At 34.4% G+C, this 19,809-nt stretch carries 17 protein-coding genes; all 17 read left to right on the forward strand.

The annotated features are described in order from the left end of the window. Nucleotides 1-230: 230 nt before the first annotated feature. Nucleotides 231-1,043 (forward strand): flagellin, encoded by an 813-nt coding sequence (locus MKY07_RS03470; RefSeq protein ID WP_339263839.1) that lies wholly within the window; start codon nt 231-233, stop codon nt 1,041-1,043. A gap of 114 nt (nt 1,044-1,157) precedes the next feature. Further along, nucleotides 1,158-2,846: a 6-hydroxymethylpterin diphosphokinase MptE-like protein gene (locus tag MKY07_RS03475; RefSeq protein ID WP_339263840.1), complete on the forward strand. Its 1,689-nt coding sequence runs from the start codon at nt 1,158-1,160 to the stop codon at nt 2,844-2,846. Nucleotides 2,847-2,861: 15 nt separating this feature from the next. Then, a complete protein-coding gene (locus MKY07_RS03480; RefSeq protein ID WP_339263841.1) occupies nt 2,862-3,209 on the forward strand; it encodes a hypothetical protein in 348 nt (115 codons plus the stop codon). Between the two features lies 1 nt (nt 3,210). Beyond that, complete coding sequence (locus MKY07_RS03485; protein ID WP_339263842.1) at nt 3,211-4,431, forward strand: 6-hydroxymethylpterin diphosphokinase MptE-like protein; 1,221 nt, start codon at nt 3,211-3,213, stop codon at nt 4,429-4,431. A gap of 178 nt (nt 4,432-4,609) precedes the next feature. Further along, nucleotides 4,610-5,710, forward strand: coding sequence for a polysaccharide pyruvyl transferase family protein (locus MKY07_RS03490; RefSeq protein WP_339263843.1), 1,101 nt, complete (start codon nt 4,610-4,612; stop codon nt 5,708-5,710). Next, entirely contained in the window at nt 5,711-7,354 is a 1,644-nt protein-coding gene (locus tag MKY07_RS03495) for a glycosyltransferase (RefSeq protein ID WP_339263845.1), read from the forward strand. 4 nt (nt 7,355-7,358) lie between these two features. Further along, nucleotides 7,359-8,435 carry an N-acetylneuraminate synthase family protein gene (locus MKY07_RS03500; protein ID WP_339263846.1) on the forward strand — a complete coding sequence of 359 codons (1,077 nt, stop codon included), beginning with the start codon at nt 7,359-7,361 and terminating at the stop codon, nt 8,433-8,435. A gap of 402 nt (nt 8,436-8,837) precedes the next feature. Next, nucleotides 8,838-9,224, forward strand: a complete 387-nt coding sequence (locus tag MKY07_RS03505) for a flagellar protein FlaG (RefSeq protein ID WP_339263847.1) — start codon at nt 8,838-8,840, stop codon at nt 9,222-9,224. A gap of 31 nt (nt 9,225-9,255) precedes the next feature. Then, the gene (gene fliD / locus MKY07_RS03510; protein WP_339263848.1) at nt 9,256-11,787 is read left to right on the forward strand and encodes a flagellar filament capping protein FliD; all 2,532 of its coding nucleotides are present in this window, start codon (nt 9,256-9,258) and stop codon (nt 11,785-11,787) included. Nucleotides 11,788-11,805: 18 nt separating this feature from the next. Continuing rightward, nucleotides 11,806-12,165: a flagellar protein FliT gene (locus MKY07_RS03515; protein WP_339263849.1), complete on the forward strand. Its 360-nt coding sequence runs from the start codon at nt 11,806-11,808 to the stop codon at nt 12,163-12,165. A 29-nt stretch (nt 12,166-12,194) separates the two neighbouring features. Then, the gene (gene fliS / locus MKY07_RS03520; protein WP_008407325.1) at nt 12,195-12,599 is read left to right on the forward strand and encodes a flagellar export chaperone FliS; all 405 of its coding nucleotides are present in this window, start codon (nt 12,195-12,197) and stop codon (nt 12,597-12,599) included. Nucleotides 12,600-13,248: 649 nt separating this feature from the next. After that, complete coding sequence (locus MKY07_RS03525) at nt 13,249-13,791, forward strand: competence protein ComK (protein ID WP_339263850.1); 543 nt, start codon at nt 13,249-13,251, stop codon at nt 13,789-13,791. A 238-nt stretch (nt 13,792-14,029) separates the two neighbouring features. Beyond that, nucleotides 14,030-14,407 (forward strand): PilZ domain-containing protein, encoded by a 378-nt coding sequence (locus MKY07_RS03530; RefSeq protein ID WP_014824635.1) that lies wholly within the window; start codon nt 14,030-14,032, stop codon nt 14,405-14,407. 284 nt (nt 14,408-14,691) lie between these two features. Further along, nucleotides 14,692-15,249, forward strand: coding sequence for a ribosome-associated translation inhibitor RaiA (gene raiA, locus MKY07_RS03535; protein WP_008407321.1), 558 nt, complete (start codon nt 14,692-14,694; stop codon nt 15,247-15,249). A gap of 153 nt (nt 15,250-15,402) precedes the next feature. Then, complete coding sequence (gene secA / locus MKY07_RS03540) at nt 15,403-17,913, forward strand: preprotein translocase subunit SecA (RefSeq protein ID WP_339263852.1); 2,511 nt, start codon at nt 15,403-15,405, stop codon at nt 17,911-17,913. Between the two features lie 270 nt (nt 17,914-18,183). After that, nucleotides 18,184-19,288 (forward strand): peptide chain release factor 2 gene (gene prfB, locus MKY07_RS03545; RefSeq protein ID WP_156732626.1). Its coding sequence is split into 2 segments (ribosomal slippage): nt 18,184-18,255 and nt 18,257-19,288, totalling 1,104 coding nucleotides; the frame shifts between segments, so codons are not numbered across the junction. A 167-nt stretch (nt 19,289-19,455) separates the two neighbouring features. Continuing rightward, the gene (locus tag MKY07_RS03550) at nt 19,456-19,809 is read left to right on the forward strand and encodes a hypothetical protein (protein WP_008407316.1); all 354 of its coding nucleotides are present in this window, start codon (nt 19,456-19,458) and stop codon (nt 19,807-19,809) included.

The following is a 19,809-nucleotide window of genomic DNA, read 5'->3' on the forward strand; positions in this document are numbered from 1 at the left end:
TTCAATAAGGCCCTTATATTCGTATAAATTTTTATCTTACGCATCTTTCGCATCAGATAATGTTTACTTTTTTTAATACATTTAAAAAATATAAAGTTATTTATAAAAAACTATTAAATATTTTAAATTAGCTACGATATATATAGTGTAAGGCAGAGGCACTAGCCAATGCCAAGCTTTCCCACAAGGACGTGGGTCATAAATATAAAAAATTCAAGGAGGAATTCCAAATGAGAATTCAACACAACATTTCAGCATTAAACACACACCGTAACCTTGGTTTCAACAACGCTCAAGCGTCTAAAAACCTAGAAAAATTATCTTCAGGTTACAAAATCAACCGTGCTGGCGATGACGCTGCAGGTTTAGCAATCTCTGAAAAAATGCGTGGACAAATCCGTGGTTTAGACATGGCTACGAAAAATGCACAAGATTCAGTATCACTTATCCAAACGGCTGAGGGCGCATTAAACGAAACACACTCTATCTTACAACGTATGCGTGAATTAGCAGTACAATCAGCGAACGATACAAACGTATCTTCTGATCGTAACGATTTACAAAAGGAAATTAATGCTTTATCTGAAGAAATCACTCGTATTTCTACTGATACTGAGTTTAACACTCAAAAATTATTAAATGGTGATTTTGATGGTAAGGTATTCCATATCGGGGCAAATGCATCACAAAATATTTCTCTTTCAATAGCTGATACAAGTGCTACTGCTCTAAGTGTAGCTAACATCGATATTTCAAGTCAAGGTGCTGCAGATTCAGCAATTACGAAAATTAATGATGCATTAAAGACAGTTTCTGATACACGTTCTAGTTTAGGTGCTGTTCAAAACCGTTTAGAGCATACAATCAACAATTTAGGTGCTACTTCAGAAAACTTAACAGCTGCTGAATCTCGTATTCGTGATACAGATATGGCAAAAGAGATGATGGGCTTCACGAAAAACAACATCTTAATGCAAGCGGCTCAATCTATGCTAGCACAAGCTAACCAACAGCCACAAGGTGTATTACAGTTATTAGGATAATTCATTATCATTTAGTATGATAATTGTTTTAACAAAAAGAAATCCATTCAATTTTTGAATGGATTTCTTTATTTTTATATATTTTTGACGATAAAAGAAAAGAGGTGAAATTACTTGTCTGTTTATAATATTGATTATTTAACAACTAAAAATAATTTAGAGACAGTTACTGTTAATGGGTTTTTACTTCATAGTAAGTATGACCCAATTCAAGAAGCGACTAGAATTGTAGAGAAAGAATTCGAACCAAACTATGTCTATGTTTTATTTGGTTATGGATTAGGATACATAGCCAAATTATTGAGTGAAAAGATAGAGGATCCTTCAAAGCTAATTATTATAGATCCAATATATTCATTATTACCTCAGAGTGATAATGGATTAGTAATAACTACCCACTTTGATGAGTTGAATTTTGAAACAAATATTGCATTATCTTTAAAGCATTTAAGCAAGAAAATAAAAGTAATTTGTTCACCTAATTATGATAAAATACTTCCAGAAGAATTAGCAAAAGTATTAAGAGTTATTAAAGATGTGCAAAGTTTAAACAAAGTAAATGAAAATACTATAAGAACTTTTGCTGATTCATGGCAAGAAAATTACATACATAATTTATTAAATGTGTATCGAAATAATTCATTGAGTAAACTCAAGAAAAAATATACATGTCCAGTTGTCCTTGCTTCTGGAGGCCCATCTTTAACTAAACAATTACCATTACTTAAAAAAATGCAAAATCATGTAATAATTTTAGCTGCTGGTTCAACGATTAATTCACTTCTAGCCAATAAAATTGAACCTGACTATATTGTAACCGTGGATGGGGCTATTGAAAATTACTTGCACTTTAAGGATTTAAAAAATATAAACTCAAAATTAATATATGCATTGTCTAGTCATTATAAAATACAAGACGAATTTATTAATGAAAAGTACGCTTTTGTAGATAGTAATAGTAAAGAATACTTCGAAAATATTAAAAATATCTTTTCGATCGAATTACCACTTATTAGAGGGGGAGGATCAGTTGCGAATTTTGCATTTTCAATAGCTTCTTATATAACAACCGGTCCTATCGCAATAATAGGTCAGGATTTAGCATATACTGATAATAAGACACATGCAGAAAATAATAAGCAATTTAGAGAGATAGATTTAGTATTAAAAAAGGAAAAAGGTACCTTTGAAATTAAAGGATATAATGATGATAAGGTTTTTACAGACTATGTGTTTTTAGCAATGAAAAAAGCCTTCGAGATAATTAACAAAAGTATGGATCATAGCTCTTTAATATATAACTGTACAGAGGGCGGTGCGAAAATAGAAGGAATGCAACAATTGTCCTTTGCTGATTTTTATGAAAGATTTGTAAATTCACAGCTTATTTTGAACAAAGAAATCACTAATAACGATTCTAAATTTGATATAAAAAATTTCATTAAGATAATGAATGAACAGATAAATATTTTAAATGAATTAATAAAGAAGTTAGAATCTGCTCTAAATTTATTAGAACAAAATCAATCAAGTATATCCTTTAATTCAAAAATACTAAAAAAGTTAGATAGGATTGATGAATTTATAAATAGAGTATTTGATCAAATATCACTAAGTTATATTACAGAGCCTATTACGTTAGACGTATTGAGGAATTATGAACCCGCTTTGAATGAGAAGCCAAGAGACACATATCTAAGAATTTATAACCAAAATAAAGAACTTTATTCAAGATTATTAGTAGCTATTGAAAAAACAAAACAGTATACATTGGATACGATTGAAAAAGCAAACTCATTATAAAAGCGAGGGATAAAAATGGAAAAATTAATAGCAGAAACCATGGAAAGTTATAATATGTATATAAAAAAAGTGCCTACTGGGGCCGAATATATAGCCAATAACCTACGAGAAGATAATATAAACGATGGGTTACAGACAATTAAAGATTTTTCTGAGGGAGTTATTTGGCTTACTGAAGTTAGTGAATTATTAAATAGAAATGGTATAACTGCAAAGTTGGATATTCAAAAAATAAAAGGTTTTTTAATTGAAATAAACGAAGGACTAGAAAAACAAGATTACGTACTTGTAGCAGATATGTTTGAATATGAAATTGCTCCATTTTTTATTGAATTAGAGCAAGCAATGGGAATGGAGCAATAAATTGAATTGGCATGTAAGTACAGCTAAAAATGGTGAGGAAACTCTAAAGCTAAATAATGTAGCTATTTATAGTAGTTATTGTCCAAAAGAAGATGCAAAAAGATGGATTGATGCAGAAATTAATAGTACAGCAGCGAGTTACCTTTTAATTGGACTAGGATTAGGTTATCATTTGTTAGCTCTTCACAGTTTAGTCGGAGAAAAGCCAATTACTGTATTTTGTTTTGACATGGAAGAAAAGAAAATTTTCGAGTCTAATTATTCAGAAAGATGGTGGAAGAAATTCAATATAAATATTGTTTTTACATTGGACTCAATGAATCTTACTAAAGATACTCAATTACTTTTACCTAATGTTTGGATAAAAGCATTGGGGGAACAACATAAACTTTTTGGTTTTTTGGAGACAATAAAAATCTACCAACAATCTTACAAAAAATTTTCTCCATTACTATTAGAGAATTTTAAACAAAACACTAAAAATATGGGTGAATTTAACTATCCTACCAAGGTAAACGAAACTGCTTGCCTAATTGCTTCTGGACCTTCACTTGATGAATCAATTTGCGATTTAAAAAAACTAATTAGCACGGTAGACGTTTATGCGGTAGGTTCCGCTTTAAAACCATTACTTCAGCATAATATTAATCCAAAGGCTGTAGTTATTTCTGATGCGCAGGACGACATAATAAAACAATTTGAAGAGACAGGTTATACAGGTGAATTATATTATTTATCAACAGCAAACTTTAAAGCAGTAAAAGAACATAAAGGTGACGCTTTTATTATGTTCCAACAAGGATTTGAATGTGCAGAAAATATGGCAAATGAATTAAATTACCCATTATTAGAAACTGGTGGTTCTGTATCAACGGTAACTTATAGCTTAATTGAATTTTTAGGATATAAAAAAGTTTTATTGTTTGGGTTAGATTTAGGTGTTACTAAAACACACACCCATGCTAAGCACTCTACTTCAGGTAAGTTTATCGAAACAGACCTTCAGCTTAAAGTAATAGCAAATGATGGGACAATGATATACACTATGCCGAATTTAAGGGTTTATTTACGTTGGTTTGAAAAAAAGCTTAAAGAAACTACTTTAGAAGTATATAACACAGCTAAGCAAGGTGCAAAAATTCCTGGTGTACCTTTCATAAGTTCTAAGGACTTAGTTGAAAGGCAAAAAAATTGCTATATGGAAAATAGAGTAAATGATTAATGAGTTATCTAAAGTAATTACACTATAATTGGAGTTACAAAGCTTGATACAATAATTCATTAGTTGGTGGTTATTTATATAGTAAATATATAATCCCCTTAATGATGTGGAAAATAATATCTATTAAATTGCATTTTTTATATTTTTTGATATATGAATCGAAGTAAGAGGTGTTTAGATGAAGGTAGGGGTATTATCTGGGGCTTACAAAAACTCAGGTGATTTTTTAATTGTAGAAAGAAGCATAAAATTATTGAAGTATGCTTTGGGAGAAGATATTGAATTAAATATATTTTTACGGAATCAAAGTTTAGATAGTCAAATAGATGAAATAAATAATTGTGATGTTCTAGTTTTTGCAGGTGGGCCAGGATATATTCAAAATTTATATCCTAAAGTTATGCCATTAGTAAAAGACTTAAATGCAATAAAGGCAAAAATCTTTATCCTAGGAATGGGATGGTTTAGTCCAAATGTATTAAATGAAACAATTTATAATTACAAATTTACAGAACAAACATTGGAATTATTTGAAAGAGTTTTAAATGATGGTTTTTTGTTAGGTTGCAGAGAATACGAATCCACAGTAGTTTTAAAAAATAATGGAGTGTACGGCTCTGTGATGACAGGATGTCCAGCTTGGTATAATTTAGACGTAGTTACAAAACCATATGAATATCAATTTAATGAGAGCTACAAAATTAGAAATATTTGTTTTTCAGATCCTGCAAATTTTGTTAATTATAATAATATAAAAGGAATTATTGACTATTTAAAGGAAAGATTTCCTAATTCAAAATTAAAGTATGTTTTCCATAGAGGTATGTCTTCCGATGCTTATACTTCTGATAAAAGTGGCAAAATATTAAATTCGGTAGTGGAGTATCTAAAGAGTGAGAACATAGAGTATTTTGATATTTCGTATTCAGCAGATGGTTTTAAAGTATACAACGAAGCAGATTTGCATATAGGTTTTAGAGTTCATGCTCATATTTATTGTTTGAGCAATAGAAAGCTATCGATTTTATTTGAAGAAGATGGTCGAGGAGCAGGCGTTAATAATGCTTTAGGATTAAAAAATATTATGGCGTATTCTTTAAATGGTAGTATAAACTCTTATATCGTAAAGAATTTAGACGATTACTTATTTGAGCTTGAATCAAATAATTACTATAGAATTCAAACGGCATTTAAGAATATTGAAAATTACTTCAGTTTAATGTTACAACATGTTCAAACTATTAAAGAAGTATTAGATAGAGAAAGTTGTGAATTATAAATGTACCGAAGTAAGATATTAGTTATTATACCTGCTAGAGGTGGGTCGAAAGGAATTCCTAAAAAGAATATACGTTTATTAAATGGCAAGCCATTGATTAACTATACAATTGAGGCTACTAAAAATAGTGAATTCAATATTGATATATTGGTAACTACAGATGATTTAGAAATTGCTTATATTGCAAAAAAAAACAATGTAAATGTAATTAAAAGACAGGATTATCTTGCAACTAGTGAAATCACCTTAGATCCAGTAATATTTAATGCAGTTAATCAATGGGAGAAACAATCAGGGGAAGAGTATAACGTTGTTATAACGATACAACCAACATCACCGTTGTTAACATCAAAGACATTGGATGCAGCAATAAAAGAATTCTATTTAAAAAATTATGATACTTTAATTAGTGGAGTAAATAATCCGCATTTGTCCTGGACAAAGGATAGCGGTTGTTTTAAGCCATTATACACAGAAAGAAAAAATAGACAATACTTACCTAGTCATTATGTTGAAACGGGTGCATTTGTAATTACTAAAAGGGAATTTATTGAAAATGATAATAGATTTGGTAATTATGTATCAATTTATGAAATCCCTGAAAATGAGAGCATTGATATTGATACCGCGCAAGATTGGTGGATAGCAGAAAAGGAGCTAAAAAAGAAAAGAATCTTATTTATAGTTGAGGGATTTGAAGAAATTGGATTGGGGCATATTTACAGAACCCTCTCTCTTGCTTATAAATTCATAGATCATGAAATCATATTTGCAGTATCTAAAAGATCTAACTTAGGGATTTCTAAAATTAGTAATAGTAATTTTACTTATTTCATATTTGAATCAGAAAATTGTATATTCGATATTATTAGAACGGAAAACATAGATATTGTTATTAATGATTGGTTAGATACAGATAAAACTTATATAAAAAAATTAAAAAGGTTTAATGTTAAAATAGTGAATTTTGAGGATTTAGGTACAGGTATAGAATTTGCGGATGTAGTTATTAATGATTTATACGGTAAATCAAATAATTTAACTAATGTTTATTGGGGAAGCAAATATTTTTGTGCAAGAGATGAATTTTTATTAGCGGAACCATCAAACTTCAATGAGGAAGTAAAAGAGGTTCTAGTAATGTTCGGGGGAACGGATCCTTCGAATTTAACTAAAAAAGTTTTAGACGCAGTTAAATTATTAAATAATTTATCTATACATTTTACGTTTATACTAGGATTTGGATATAAAGAGAAGCAAAAAATAATTGAAGATGTAGAAAAAAATAATTTAAATGTGAGTGTTGTTTGTGATGTGAAGCATATGACTGAATATATGCAAAAAGCAGATTTAGCAATTTCTTCACAGGGTAGAACAATGTATGAGCTAGCTATAATGCAAGTACCAACAATATTATTGGCCCAACATGAGAGAGAAACTTTACATTCATTTGGTGAGTTGAAAAATGGTTTTATTAATCTAGGGATAGGTAAAGAAATCAGCATAACTACTATTGAAGGAACAGTTAGATGGTTAATTAATAGTCCGCAAATTAGATTACAAATGAAAACGAAGATGGGAGATTTAAATCTTACGCAAGGTATGGACAATGTAATGGAGTTAATTTTTAAGGATATTGGGTGAAAAAATGAATTATAAAAGTGAAATTATAAATAGAGCAATTAAAAATCAATTTACTTTAATTGCTGAAATAGGTGTAAACTATTATGATATTGCTTCAAAAGAACGTATTACGTTAATGAGCGCTGCTCGAAAAATGATTGATGAGGCAAAAAATGCTGGAATCCATGCAGTTAAATTTCAAAGTTATAAAGCTAGCACTTTAGCTTCGAAGAATTCTCCTTCTTATTGGGATTTAACTGAAGAATCTACTACTTCACAGTTTGAATTGTTTAAAAAATTTGATGTATTTGGACAAGAAGAATATAGAGAACTAAAAAAATACTGTGATTATGTGGGAATAGAATTTTTATCTACAGCGTTTGATTTTGAATCAGTAGACTATTTAGATGAGATTATGGATGTCTATAAAATATCATCTTCAGATTTAAATAATATACCATTTGTAATTTATCAAGCTAAAAAAAATAAACCTATGATAGTTTCTACTGGAGCTTCGACATTCGAAGAGATTCAAAAGACATTATTAGAAATCAGAAAATATAATATGCAACCAATAATATTGATGCATTGTGTTTTAGAATATCCAACACCGTATGACCATGCAAATTTAAACAAAATTGTGTCTCTAAAAGAAAGATTTAAAGATGTAATAATTGGATATTCTGATCATACTAAGCCAGACAAATCTGCCGATATTATAAAGACAGCCTATAATTTAGGTGCTGTTGTCGTAGAGAAACATTTCACTTTAGATAAGACTCTTAAAGGAAATGACCACTATCATTCAATGGATCCAAATGATGGAACCAATATTATAGAGGGAATTGAATTTATTAATAAAATTCGAGGTAATTATGATTTAACGTATTTAGATACAGAAATAAAATCCCGTTTAAATGCAAGAAGGTCTATTGTATCAAAAGAAATGATTAGTAAAGGTGCGGTTGTTACAGAAGAAATGTTTATTTATAAACGACCTGGTACAGGTTTAGCACCAGATCAATTAAAAGAGATATTAGGAAAAAAAGCATTAGTAAAGATAGAAGGAGATGAGATAATTAAAAGAGAAATGTTTGAATAGGAAATAAATAGGTGAATTAAGAACCAGTTATATGGGGCATAATTTGTGTTACCTATATGAGAGATTTCATAATATTGTAGTTCAATGATTTTTCAAATAGTTAGGTAAAGAGGAGTTCAAGATTGAACACTATCATGTAAGGGAATAGATTATCACAGAAACTATTCCCTGTAATCACCAAATGTTACCTGAAATATATTATCAAAGAATATAAAAAGGCTTCATAATTAGGTAGAAACTAGCGTGATAATTAATATCAAAATGTCATGATTACTTTGAAATATAATAAGGATAAGAATTTCAGTTATTAATTGTTCATTCATTAAAAACTGGAATTTCTTTTTTTTTGTCCGATATTAAAATAAACCAACGCTAGAATTGAAATCAGAGAGGTTGGATATCATGCGTATTTCAGGAACTACAAGTATAGAATCGACTGCAACAATTAGAGTAGCAACTAATAATAACACAGCAAAAGATGATGAGAAAAAGCAAAGCGACAGTATTGCAAAAAAAGAAACGACTATAATTGAGTCTATGTTTCACTCGAAAAATGACGATGAAACAAAGTCTAAAGTTAAAGAGGCTGTAGATACAATGAACGAGATGCTCGATGTAAATAACAGTACTTCTAAATTTATATTCCACGAAGGACTGGAACGCTATTATGTGACGGTTGTAAATCGTGATACGGAGGAAGTTGTAAAAGAAATCCCTCCGAAAAAATTACTTGATGCTTTTTATGAAATGCAAAAAATGCTCGGTATGATTGTAGACGAAAAAATTTAAGTAGATTAACTAGCTAGAGGAGGAAATATATATGGTAATGCGAGTTGGTGGATTGGCATCAGGTATGGATATTGATGCTTTAGTAGAAAAATTAATGAACGCTGAACGAGTACCTTTAAATAAATTGACACAAAAGAAACAAACATACGAATGGCAACGCGATGCTTATCGTGGAGTAAATACAAAATTAAAAACTTTTGATACGTATATTGCGGATAATTTAGTATTAAAATCTTTAAATTCTAAAACGGCTTCGACTTCAAATTCTAGTCTTGTTAGTGCGACAGCAACAGGTTCGGCAACAGGTTCACTTTCGATTGAAGGGGTTTCACAATTAGCAACTTCAGCACGGGCTGTAGGAAATCAAGTAAGTGCAGTAGGGTCAACAAAAATGAGCGACTTAATTGGTACTGGAACTAAAACAATCGAATTGAAAGCAATTAAAGCTGATGGGACAATGCCTTCTGAAGCAACGAAAATTGTAATTACAGATGGTATGACGGTTAATCAATTTGTTAGTAAGGTAAATGCGACTAATGGGGGAGTATCAGCTGTATTTGAAAATGGCCGTTTCTCATTTACAGCTAAAAATTCCGGGGATAACAAAGCCGGAGAAGAAATTGAAGTTGTGAGTGGAAAAGATACTTTATCGAGTTTAGGTTTTTTCCAGCAAAAGGATGAATTAGGTAATGTGATCGATAAATTTCAAACAACAGATGGAAAAAATGCAATTTTCCAAGTAAACGGCATTGCGACAGAACGATCTTCAAATATATTCAGTCTTTCAGGATATAACGTTACATTAAAAGATACGTTCAATTCCACTCAAACAATTGCTGACAAATATAAATCGTCACAAAAGGAATTGCAATTGGCGACAGAAAATGAAGCAAACAAAGCTTTAGCGCTCACAAATGCACTTACTGCCTATTATGGAAATGGTTCAAGTGACACACCAAACTATACGAACGCACATAACAATAGTTATAATGCAGCATTTGGAAATACATTATCATTATCAGAACAAGCAGAATACCGTAAACTAACTACTTCAGACTGGAAAACCTTGACGGCTGAAGAATTTGAAACAATTAAATTGGCAAGTTCCAATAGTAAAGAAGATGTAATAGCTGCGATAGATGCAAGTAACTTATCGGAAGAATCGAAAACAAAACTAAAAGCGTTTTCTGCAGAAAAATTGTCAACAGTCTACAATACTTCGGAAAATGAATTTAGTCATTTTAAAGTACAGGCAAAATATGTTTCATTTGGCGGCTCAAAATTAAAGGATTTATCGGGTGATGCTATTACAGCTTTAAAAGGCTTAACAATCGATGAAACAACCGAATTAAGTGCAATTCATACAGCTATTGATGAAAATGAATTTTTCACTGATCAACTAAAGTCGGCATTAAAGGCATTGGATAAAGAAACGCTTGTATCACTGCAAAATTCAGAGGCGGCTACATTGAATGAATATGTGGCAAAAGCGCAGTCTGATGAATTAAAATCTCGATACAGTAAATTAGGAGACGCAAAAATTTTAGAAGTGTTTGCAGATTCTTCAAAAGTTTCTTCATTAACAGAGGAACAACAAACAATTTGGAATAGCTTATCTGCAACTGAGCAAACAGCATTTAAAAATTTGGCAGAACAAAACCAACTGCGATCTGCTTATAATACTGCAAAAGCTGAAGTTACTGCGGCAGATGCACGATTGGCAAATGCAGTAAGTTCTTTAAACACGGCTAAAGCAGATGCTCAAAACGCAGGATTACTCAATGGGGACGGATCGATTAATGATGATTTAGTAAATGCAGCGCCATCAGCTCCGCCGGTATCCTTGTCATCCACTACAAACGTAGACGATATGATGAACAAAATTAAAGAATTTGTTACGACTTATAATGGTCTAATTAAAGATTTAAACGATCAAACAAAAGAGACAAAATATCGTGATTATGCTCCACTTACACCCGAGCAGAAAAAAGATATGGATGAAGATGAAATTAAGCTCTGGGAAGAAAAGGCAAAAAGTGGCTTGCTTCGTAATGATTCGGTAGTGCGCAATGGCTTATCAAATATGCGCTCACTTATTTACCAGTCAAATCCTGGCTTAGATGGTACAAAATATAATACATTATTTAATATCGGAATCACTTCTTCTAAGAGCTATAATGACGGTGGAACACTTGAAATTGATGAAGCGAAGTTAAGAAAAGCAATAGAGGAAGATCCAGATGCAGTAGAGCGATTATTTAAGAATAGTGGTGGGCAAAAGTCGGATCCTACTTATGGTGGTTCAGATACTCGTGGCTATCTCGAAAAACTACGTGAATCAATGAAATCATTAGAAGTTAATATAGAGAAAAAAGCTGGTCGTTCTACAATGACAGATGCACAATATGCAATTGGTAAAAGCTTAATTGATAACGAAAAGCGAATTGATACATGGCAAAATAAATTGAAAAATATCGAAGCTCGATACTGGAAACAATTTACAGCTATGGAGACAGCAATTAATAAAGCGAATCAACAGTCTTCTATGTTCATGCAAGGCTAAGAGTTGGAGATGAGTTTTATGGAAAATATACAGCAGTTACTGCAAATCTCAGCAAAACTTTATCAGCATTTGGCAGTCTTTCCAGAGGGAGAACAGAGAGATGCTTATATCGAAAAAACGAATAACTTATTAGATGAGCGTGGTATTATCATTGGAAAGATGCAATATGATGGTTTTCAGGTTGATATGCGACAGAAATCCCATGCCATGTTAGTTGAGTTAGATAAAGGAATTCGCGAGCGTTTAAATAGTACATTGAAAGTAATAAAAAACGATTTAAAAGATCTGCAATATTCCAAAAAGAATGAGCAGCAATACATGAACCCTTATGCGAATGTTCAAATAATGGATGGCCGTTATTATGATAAGAAAAAGTAATACCAGTAGTTTAAAAAGGAGTGTCTTCTTTGACAGCACAAACGAATGCATTTAATGCATACAAACAAAACAGTGTAACAACTGCTTCGCCTGGCGAGTTAACATTAATGTTGTATAACGGATGTATAAAATTCCTTAATCGTGCAAAGGTAGCGATTGAGGTGAAAAATATAGAAGAGCGCAACCATTATATTCAAAGATCTCAAGCAATTATCGGTGAATTAATGTCTACACTTAATATGGACATCGAAATTTCAAAACAAATGTTACCGCTATATGAATATATGAGTCATCGATTAACGGAGGCGAACATCAAAAATGACCCTGCCATCATCGAAGAAGTCGAAGGCCTAGTAACAGAATTCCGCGACACATGGAAAGAAGTTATAAAAATTACACGTCAGCAGCAATATGGTACAGCTGGACAAGTTTAAAATATAGAAGCCGATGTGAAGAGGTTACAATCTTCTCACATCGGCTTTTCAAATAACTTTTCTCTCGAATTTCGACTTCTTTATTTACAAAATTTAAAATAATCAAAATAGTATTGATTATATTGTACTATTTTGTATAATGTAAATAATTAGCAATTCGAACTTAGATATATTCACTACAAAATAAACGTACATAATCAATAGATCTACATAGATTTATAAACATCCACGACCATTAGCATCAACAAATTAATATTTGCCTTTTACTAAATAGAAAACGGTAATATTAAACCCCAAAATGCCACTACATCCTATGAATCCGAAAATTCCATCCGTTTTCCCAAAATACATAATCACTCGGTTAGGCATCTATAGCAAACTTTTATCACGTTTATCACAATCTGTTCCACTGCGATATTGTTTTTGGCTTGAAAAATTCTATTACTTTTATTCATCGAAGAAAGCGGTTACCATGCCAGGTTAACCGATAAAGGGGGTGAGTGAGTATGTGAAATGGCAACATAAAAACCCCAAGTGAGCATCCTCCAAAGATATCACCTGAGGTTTGGAAGCCGGAGTATACCGACATATAGTTAGTATACTCCTTTTTACTAAAAATAATAACTATAAAATGGAAGGAGTATGGAAAATGTATAGAATTTCCTTGTATGATGCCTGTGTATTAAAGCCTAAATTTGATCAGTTCAATAATCTTTATACGCTTATGATCACCCCGAATGGTAACAAAAAAGTCCCTTTCACACCAATGCAATTACTGGATAGCGAGCTGAAAGAACATGGTTCCAGCCTAAAAGGTGCAAAGGAAGCGGCAAAAGCCGTTCTTAGATCCAAATCTGTTAACCCGGTCATGATTCCGAGATTACCTCTTCTTCAGATTTGGTTCCCCACTGAGGCAATGCGCAATGTTGAAAGTTGTATGTACTTTTCATTGCATCACGTCGAAAAAATCGTGCCGTATCTGGAAAATTGCACAATCGTCGTTTTAACAAATTATGAAAGAATTGAAGTGCCTGTATCATACAGTAAACTGCATAAACAATGGAGTAAAGCAAAAGATTATTTCTCGACGGCCTTATTAAAACAATTTTACAGGGATCCTTTATATTCAAAAGCCGAGCAACAAATTATGTTAAAATGTGCAGAAATAAATGAACAATATGTAATCAATTAATAACCATAGAGTTTTACGCAACGGAGCACCCCGATGTGTAAAACTCTTTTTGTTTCGCATTTTTTTATCGATTCCACATTCTTTTATTGCAATGGGGAAAAATTCAGGTTCATTGGTCATGAGTTTGAAGTCACAAATTCTCCTTAAAATAGCAATTAAGCACATAGACATTTAATCGTGTATTGCATCATAATGTGGGTATATAAATTGTAGCACTGAATGGCTAGGGGGAACAGATATGGCGTTTAAACGCACAGAAGGATTTCGCTTTACTTTTGGGATCCCAATCGAAGCAAATTTCACTGAATTGATTAATGGAAAACAGGAACAATTAGAAGTAGTAAAATACCCGTGTGAAATCATCGATGTGAGCCCGCATGGCATGAAAATGTTTTCTTCTCGGGAAATTGGTGAAAATAATAATAACCTGGTGCAGTTGGAACTGGAATTCATTTTAGACGAGGTATTGATTAAGGCTATTGGAGACATCGTATGGAAGAAGAAGTACGGCGATAAGTTTCAATATGGTTTGATCTTCGAAAATCAGCCAGGTATTGAAGAACTGATCGTCAGTGAATTGAAAGTACGCCGCAGAAAAGAAGTCGGACGTAAATAAAATTGGTTGGTTACCATTGAATTTTCCCGCATTAACGGGTAGTTGATCTCCCGCTTCTTAGCTGGAGATCAACTACCCGTAAAAGCCCGATTGGTTCAACTAACAATCAGTTGGGATGAAGAACCCCCACTGATTGAAGTTTTACTTTATATAACGATGCGGTGTCTTTCTAATCAATATTTAGGACAACTTGTCGAAATTTGAAAAAAGTTTCAAGTCGTAACAGGATTTTATTGATGTATGTAGAATTAGATAAGTAGAGCAGTAATGAAGGAGGAGTTCACATGCTAAAGTTTAACATTCGTGGTGAAAATATTGAGGTAACTCCAGCGATTCGTGATTACGTGGAGAACAAAATTGAAAAGGTAGAACGCTATTTCAATGAAGATCTGAACGCGAACGCTAACGTCAATTTAAAGGTTTATAATGATAAACAAACAAAAGTAGAAGTGACGATTCCGATGAAAAATTTAACATTGCGTGCAGAAGAGCGTCATAATGACATGTATGCGGCAGTTGACTTAATTGTCGACAAGCTAGAGCGCCAAATTCGTAAACATAAAACAAAAGTTAACCGTAAATTCCGTGATCGCGAAGGTACTGGTGTTTACTTCGCCAATGTGACATCCCAAATGGAAGCGAACGCAGAATCTTCAGAAGATGAATATACAATCGTTCGTACGAAGCAATTTGATCTGAAACCGATGGATCAGGAAGAGGCCGTTTTACAAATGAACATGCTTGGCCATGATTTCTACATTTTCACAGATGCTGAAACAGATGGCACGAACATCGTTTACAAACGTAAAGACGGTAAATACGGTTTAATCGAAACAAACTAAATGATTGGCTACAAGCGGATTGCCTGAAACGGGCAGTCCGTTTTTTCTTGAAGCGTTCCTAAATTTTCCACATTGCAACAGTCCATTTGCGCCACCGGTATATATAATGCTAAAATATACTTTGAGACTATTTATTGGGAAGTGACCAATTCGATGGCAAACATATTAAATAAATTATTTGATTTCAATAAAAAAGAAGTAAAGCGTTTAGAAAAGATTGCAGATAAAGTAGAAGCATTGGCTGGACAGTTTGAAAGCCTTTCTGATGATGCTTTAAAAGCGAAAACAGAAGAATTTAAAAACCGTTTCCAAAATGGTGAAACAGTGGACTCTTTATTGCCTGAAGCATTTGCGACAATTCGTGAAGCATCCCGCCGCGTTCTTGGTATGTTCCCGTTCCGCGTTCAGATTATGGGGGCGGCTGCATTAAATGAAGGAAATATCGCGGAGATGAAAACTGGTGAAGGTAAAACGTTAACGTCGACAATGTCCGTTTATTTAAATGCGCTTACTGGTAAGGGTGTTCATGTCGTGACGGTCAACGAATATTTAGCAAGCCGTGACGCAACTGAAATGGGAGAGTTATATAATTGGTTAGGCTTAACGGTCGGTCTGAACCTGAACAGCCTGTCAAAAGATGAGAAGCGAGAAGCTTATGCTGCGGATATTACATATTCGACGAACAATGAGCTTGGTTTCGACTATTTACGTGACAACATGGTGCTTTACAAAGAAGACCGTGTACAGCGTCCGCTTTATTATGCGGTAATCGATGAGGTTGACTCGATTTTAATCGATGAGGCGCGTACACCGTTAATCATTTCCGGACAAGCAGGGAAATCAGCACAGCTTTATGTACAGTCAAATGCATTTGCCCGTATGTTAAAGCAGGATGAAGACTACAACTATGAAGAATCAACAAAAGGTGTAACGCTGACAGAGCAAGGGATCGAGAAGGCAGAGCGTGCATTTGGCATCGACAACTTATTCGATTTAACACATGTCCGCTTAAACCATGCGATCAACCAAAGCTTAAAAGCACATGCATCCATGCATAAAGATGTCGACTATGTTGTGCAGGATGGTGAAGTTGTAATCGTTGACGGCTTTACTGGTCGTCTAATGAAAGGTCGTCGCTATTCGGATGGTTTACACCAGGCGATAGAAGCGAAAGAAGGTCTTGAGATTCAAAACGAATCGATGACAATGGCGACCGTTACATTCCAAAACTATTTCCGTATGTACGAGAAACTGTCTGGTATGACAGGTACAGCGAAAACAGAAGAAGAGGAATTCCGCAACATTTACAATATGCAAGTTGTAGCGATTCCGACGAACAAACCGATTGCGCGTGATGACCGTCCTGACCTTATTTTCGCAACAATGGAAGGCAAGTTCAAAGCGGTTGCAGAAGATATTGCAGAGCGTCACCGTTTAGGTCAACCGGTACTGGTTGGTACGGTTGCAATCGAAACATCGGAAATTATTTCAAAATATTTAACGAAATTTAAAATTCCGCATAACGTGTTAAATGCGAAAAACCATGAGCGTGAAGCGGAAATTATTTTAAATGCCGGTCAAAAAGGTGCGGTTACAATCGCGACGAACATGGCTGGTCGTGGTACGGACATTAAACCGGGTGAAGGTGTACTTGAAATCGGCGGTTTAGCGGTAATCGGTACGGAACGTCATGAATCACGCCGTATTGATAATCAGCTTCGTGGTCGTTCAGGTCGTCAAGGGAACCCGGGGGTAACGCAATTCTATCTTTCTTTAGAGGATGAGTTAATGCGTCGCTTCGGTTCAGATAAGATGAAGTCGATGATGATAAGACTTGGTATGGACGATACACAGCCGATCCAATCAGGCATGGTTTCAAAAGCCGTAGAATCAGCACAAAAACGTGTGGAAGGGAATAACTTCGATGCACGTAAACGTCTATTACAATACGACGATGTACTTCGTCAGCAACGTGAAGTGATTTATAAAGAGCGTGAAGAAGTATTGGATTCGGAAAATATGCGTGCATTAGTAGAGTCAATGATTTCTCAGGCAATCGAAAATCAAGTGGCCCTTCATACACAAGGCGAGAAGGAAAACTGGACACTGGATGCACTGGAAGATTATATCGCGGCAAACCTTTTAGATGAGGGCGATATTACGAAAGAGCAACTGGAAAATAAATCACCTGAAGAAATGATTGCGTTCATCTCTGAAAAAGTGACAGCGCGCTATAATGAAAAAGAAGAAGCGATGACACCAGAGCGTATGCGTGAATTTGAAAAGGTTATTTTACTTCGTTCAATCGACTCGAAATGGATTGATCATATCGATGCAATGGACCAGTTACGACAAGGGATTCACTTACGAGCTTACGGTCAAAACGATCCATTACGCGAATACCAGCAAGAAGGTTTCGCAATGTTCGAAGACATGGTCGCAGCAGTACGTGAAGATGTGGCGAAGTACGCATTAAAAGCAGAAATCCGCAGTAACCTGCAACGTGAAGAAGTAGCAAAAGGCCAAGCTGTTAACCCGAAAGAAGAAGGTGCAGCAAAACCGAAGAAACTACCAACACGCAAAGCCGAAAACATCGGACGCAACGACCCATGCCCATGCGGAAGCGGCAAGAAATACAAATCATGCCACGGCGTAGGCCAATAAAAGCAATAAAAACCGAGGTCATTGAAACTATGCTCAATGACCCGGTTTGTTTTTATTATAAAATTTGATGTTAGATATTTATCAACGAATTTAATTTATTCTTAGATGTCACTAGTTGATTGGAGTGGAGGGCGAGGACTCCTGCGGGAACAGCACGAAGCTCGAGACTACAGGCTCGAGCCGTGCCCGCGGAAAGCATTCGCCCGGAACGGAAATCAACGGGATACACAAGTCTTTACTTTATCACCCAACTACGGAGGAAAATATATGATGGAATTAGCAGATGTGCGCAATGCACTCGAAAATACAGCTACAAAACTAGCGGACTTCAGGGGGTCTCTTTGACTTAGAAAACAAAGAGGCACGAATCCAGGAACTAGATGAACTTATGCTTGAACCCGAGTTCTGGAATGACCAGAACGGGGCACAGGCAATTATTAACGAAAGCAACGGCATTAAAGCAGTTGTCAACGAATACAAAGAATTAGTCGATACACAGGAAAATCTCGAAATGACGCTTGAACTGTTACGCGAAGAACCAGACGAAGAATTGCAGGAAGAACTAGGCAAAGAACTAGCCGAATTCCAGACAAAAATGGAAGAGTTCGAACTGCAAATGCTGTTGTCAGAACCATACGACAAAAACAATGCCATTCTGGAACTGCATCCAGGTGCAGGTGGTACAGAGTCACAGGACTGGGGCTCGATGCTATTACGTATGTACACACGCTGGGCAGAGAAGCGAGGCTTTAAAGTAACGACAATCGACTATTTACCTGGTGATGAAGCCGGCATTAAATCGGTTACACTGCAAATTTCGGGCCATAATGCGTACGGCTATTTGAAAGCGGAAAAAGGCGTTCACCGTCTAGTACGTATTTCACCGTTCGATTCTTCAGGCCGCCGTCATACATCGTTCGTATCATGTGATGTTATGCCAGAGTTCAATGATGAAATTGAAATCGATATACGAACTGAAGATTTAAAAGTCGATACGTACCGCGCAACGGGTGCCGGTGGCCAGCATATTAACACGACAGACTCAGCTGTACGTATTACCCATCTTCCAACAGGTGTCGTTGTACAATGTCAGTCAGAACGTTCACAAATTAAAAACCGTGATGCGGCAATGAAAATGCTGAAATCGAAGCTGTATCAGCTGGAAATCGAAAAGCAGCAGGCACAGCTGGATGAAATTCGCGGTGAGCAGAAAGAAATCGGCTGGGGCTCGCAAATTCGTTCATATGTATTCCATCCGTATTCAATGGTAAAAGATCACCGTACAAGCGCCGAAACAGGGAATGTAGGCGCTGTAATGGACGGCGATCTGGATATTTTCATTACAGCCTATTTACGATCAAAAATTTCATATTAATACCTTCCATGTCGAAGAAAATGAAAACCGTGCCTTAGTAAATAAACTAAGGCACGGTTTTTTTTAGTGAAATTTAAGCTAGGTGTTTATTTTCCACTTGTCAAATATAAAAAAATATGTGAAAATACATATACGAACAAACGTTCTTATTAATTGGAGGTATTCGTATGCTGCAAATTCCTTCTAAAACGATTCCGTATTATGAGGCAGGGATTTATTTGCCGTTGCTGTTAATTATTCTTGGGAAGGATTACTCAATAGTGGAGCAAAGTCCGTTCAAATTTAAAAATCCCTATTTGCAATTAATCGATGCTGTACGTATCAAAATAGAGCATGACTTAAAAGAAACGAAGGACTATTTTAAACTTCATCAGATGCGCTTAGTGAGAGGCAAAACGGATGATTTGTTTACCGAGTATCATTTTTACTTTGGGGGAGTCATGGAGTGTAGAAGATATTCGAATATTCGCCTTCGTAATCAAAGTGAGTTACTTCTTGCTGAATATTTTAAAAAAAACTGA

The sequence above is a fragment of the Solibacillus sp. FSL W7-1472 genome (assembly GCF_037969775.1).
GTDB lineage: Bacteria > Bacillota > Bacilli > Bacillales_A > Planococcaceae > Solibacillus > Solibacillus silvestris.

Excerpts from the sequence above, each read along its gene's own strand:
- MKY07_RS03470 (WP_339263839.1), top strand. The coding sequence starts at position 231 with ATGAGAATTCAACACAACATTTCAGCATTAAACACACACCGTAACCTT.
- MKY07_RS03480 (WP_339263841.1), top strand. The coding sequence starts at position 2,862 with ATGGAAAAATTAATAGCAGAAACCATGGAAAGTTATAATATGTATATA.
- MKY07_RS03490 (WP_339263843.1), top strand. The coding sequence starts at position 4,610 with ATGAAGGTAGGGGTATTATCTGGGGCTTACAAAAACTCAGGTGATTTT.
- MKY07_RS03495 (WP_339263845.1), top strand. The coding sequence starts at position 5,711 with ATGTACCGAAGTAAGATATTAGTTATTATACCTGCTAGAGGTGGGTCG.
- MKY07_RS03500 (WP_339263846.1), top strand. The coding sequence starts at position 7,359 with ATGAATTATAAAAGTGAAATTATAAATAGAGCAATTAAAAATCAATTT.
- MKY07_RS03505 (WP_339263847.1), top strand. The coding sequence starts at position 8,838 with ATGCGTATTTCAGGAACTACAAGTATAGAATCGACTGCAACAATTAGA.
- fliD (WP_339263848.1), top strand. The coding sequence starts at position 9,256 with ATGGTAATGCGAGTTGGTGGATTGGCATCAGGTATGGATATTGATGCT.
- MKY07_RS03515 (WP_339263849.1), top strand. The coding sequence starts at position 11,806 with ATGGAAAATATACAGCAGTTACTGCAAATCTCAGCAAAACTTTATCAG.
- MKY07_RS03525 (WP_339263850.1), top strand. The coding sequence starts at position 13,249 with ATGTATAGAATTTCCTTGTATGATGCCTGTGTATTAAAGCCTAAATTT.
- MKY07_RS03530 (WP_014824635.1), top strand. The coding sequence starts at position 14,030 with ATGGCGTTTAAACGCACAGAAGGATTTCGCTTTACTTTTGGGATCCCA.
- raiA (WP_008407321.1), top strand. The coding sequence starts at position 14,692 with ATGCTAAAGTTTAACATTCGTGGTGAAAATATTGAGGTAACTCCAGCG.
- secA (WP_339263852.1), top strand. The coding sequence starts at position 15,403 with ATGGCAAACATATTAAATAAATTATTTGATTTCAATAAAAAAGAAGTA.
- MKY07_RS03550 (WP_008407316.1), top strand. The coding sequence starts at position 19,456 with ATGCTGCAAATTCCTTCTAAAACGATTCCGTATTATGAGGCAGGGATT.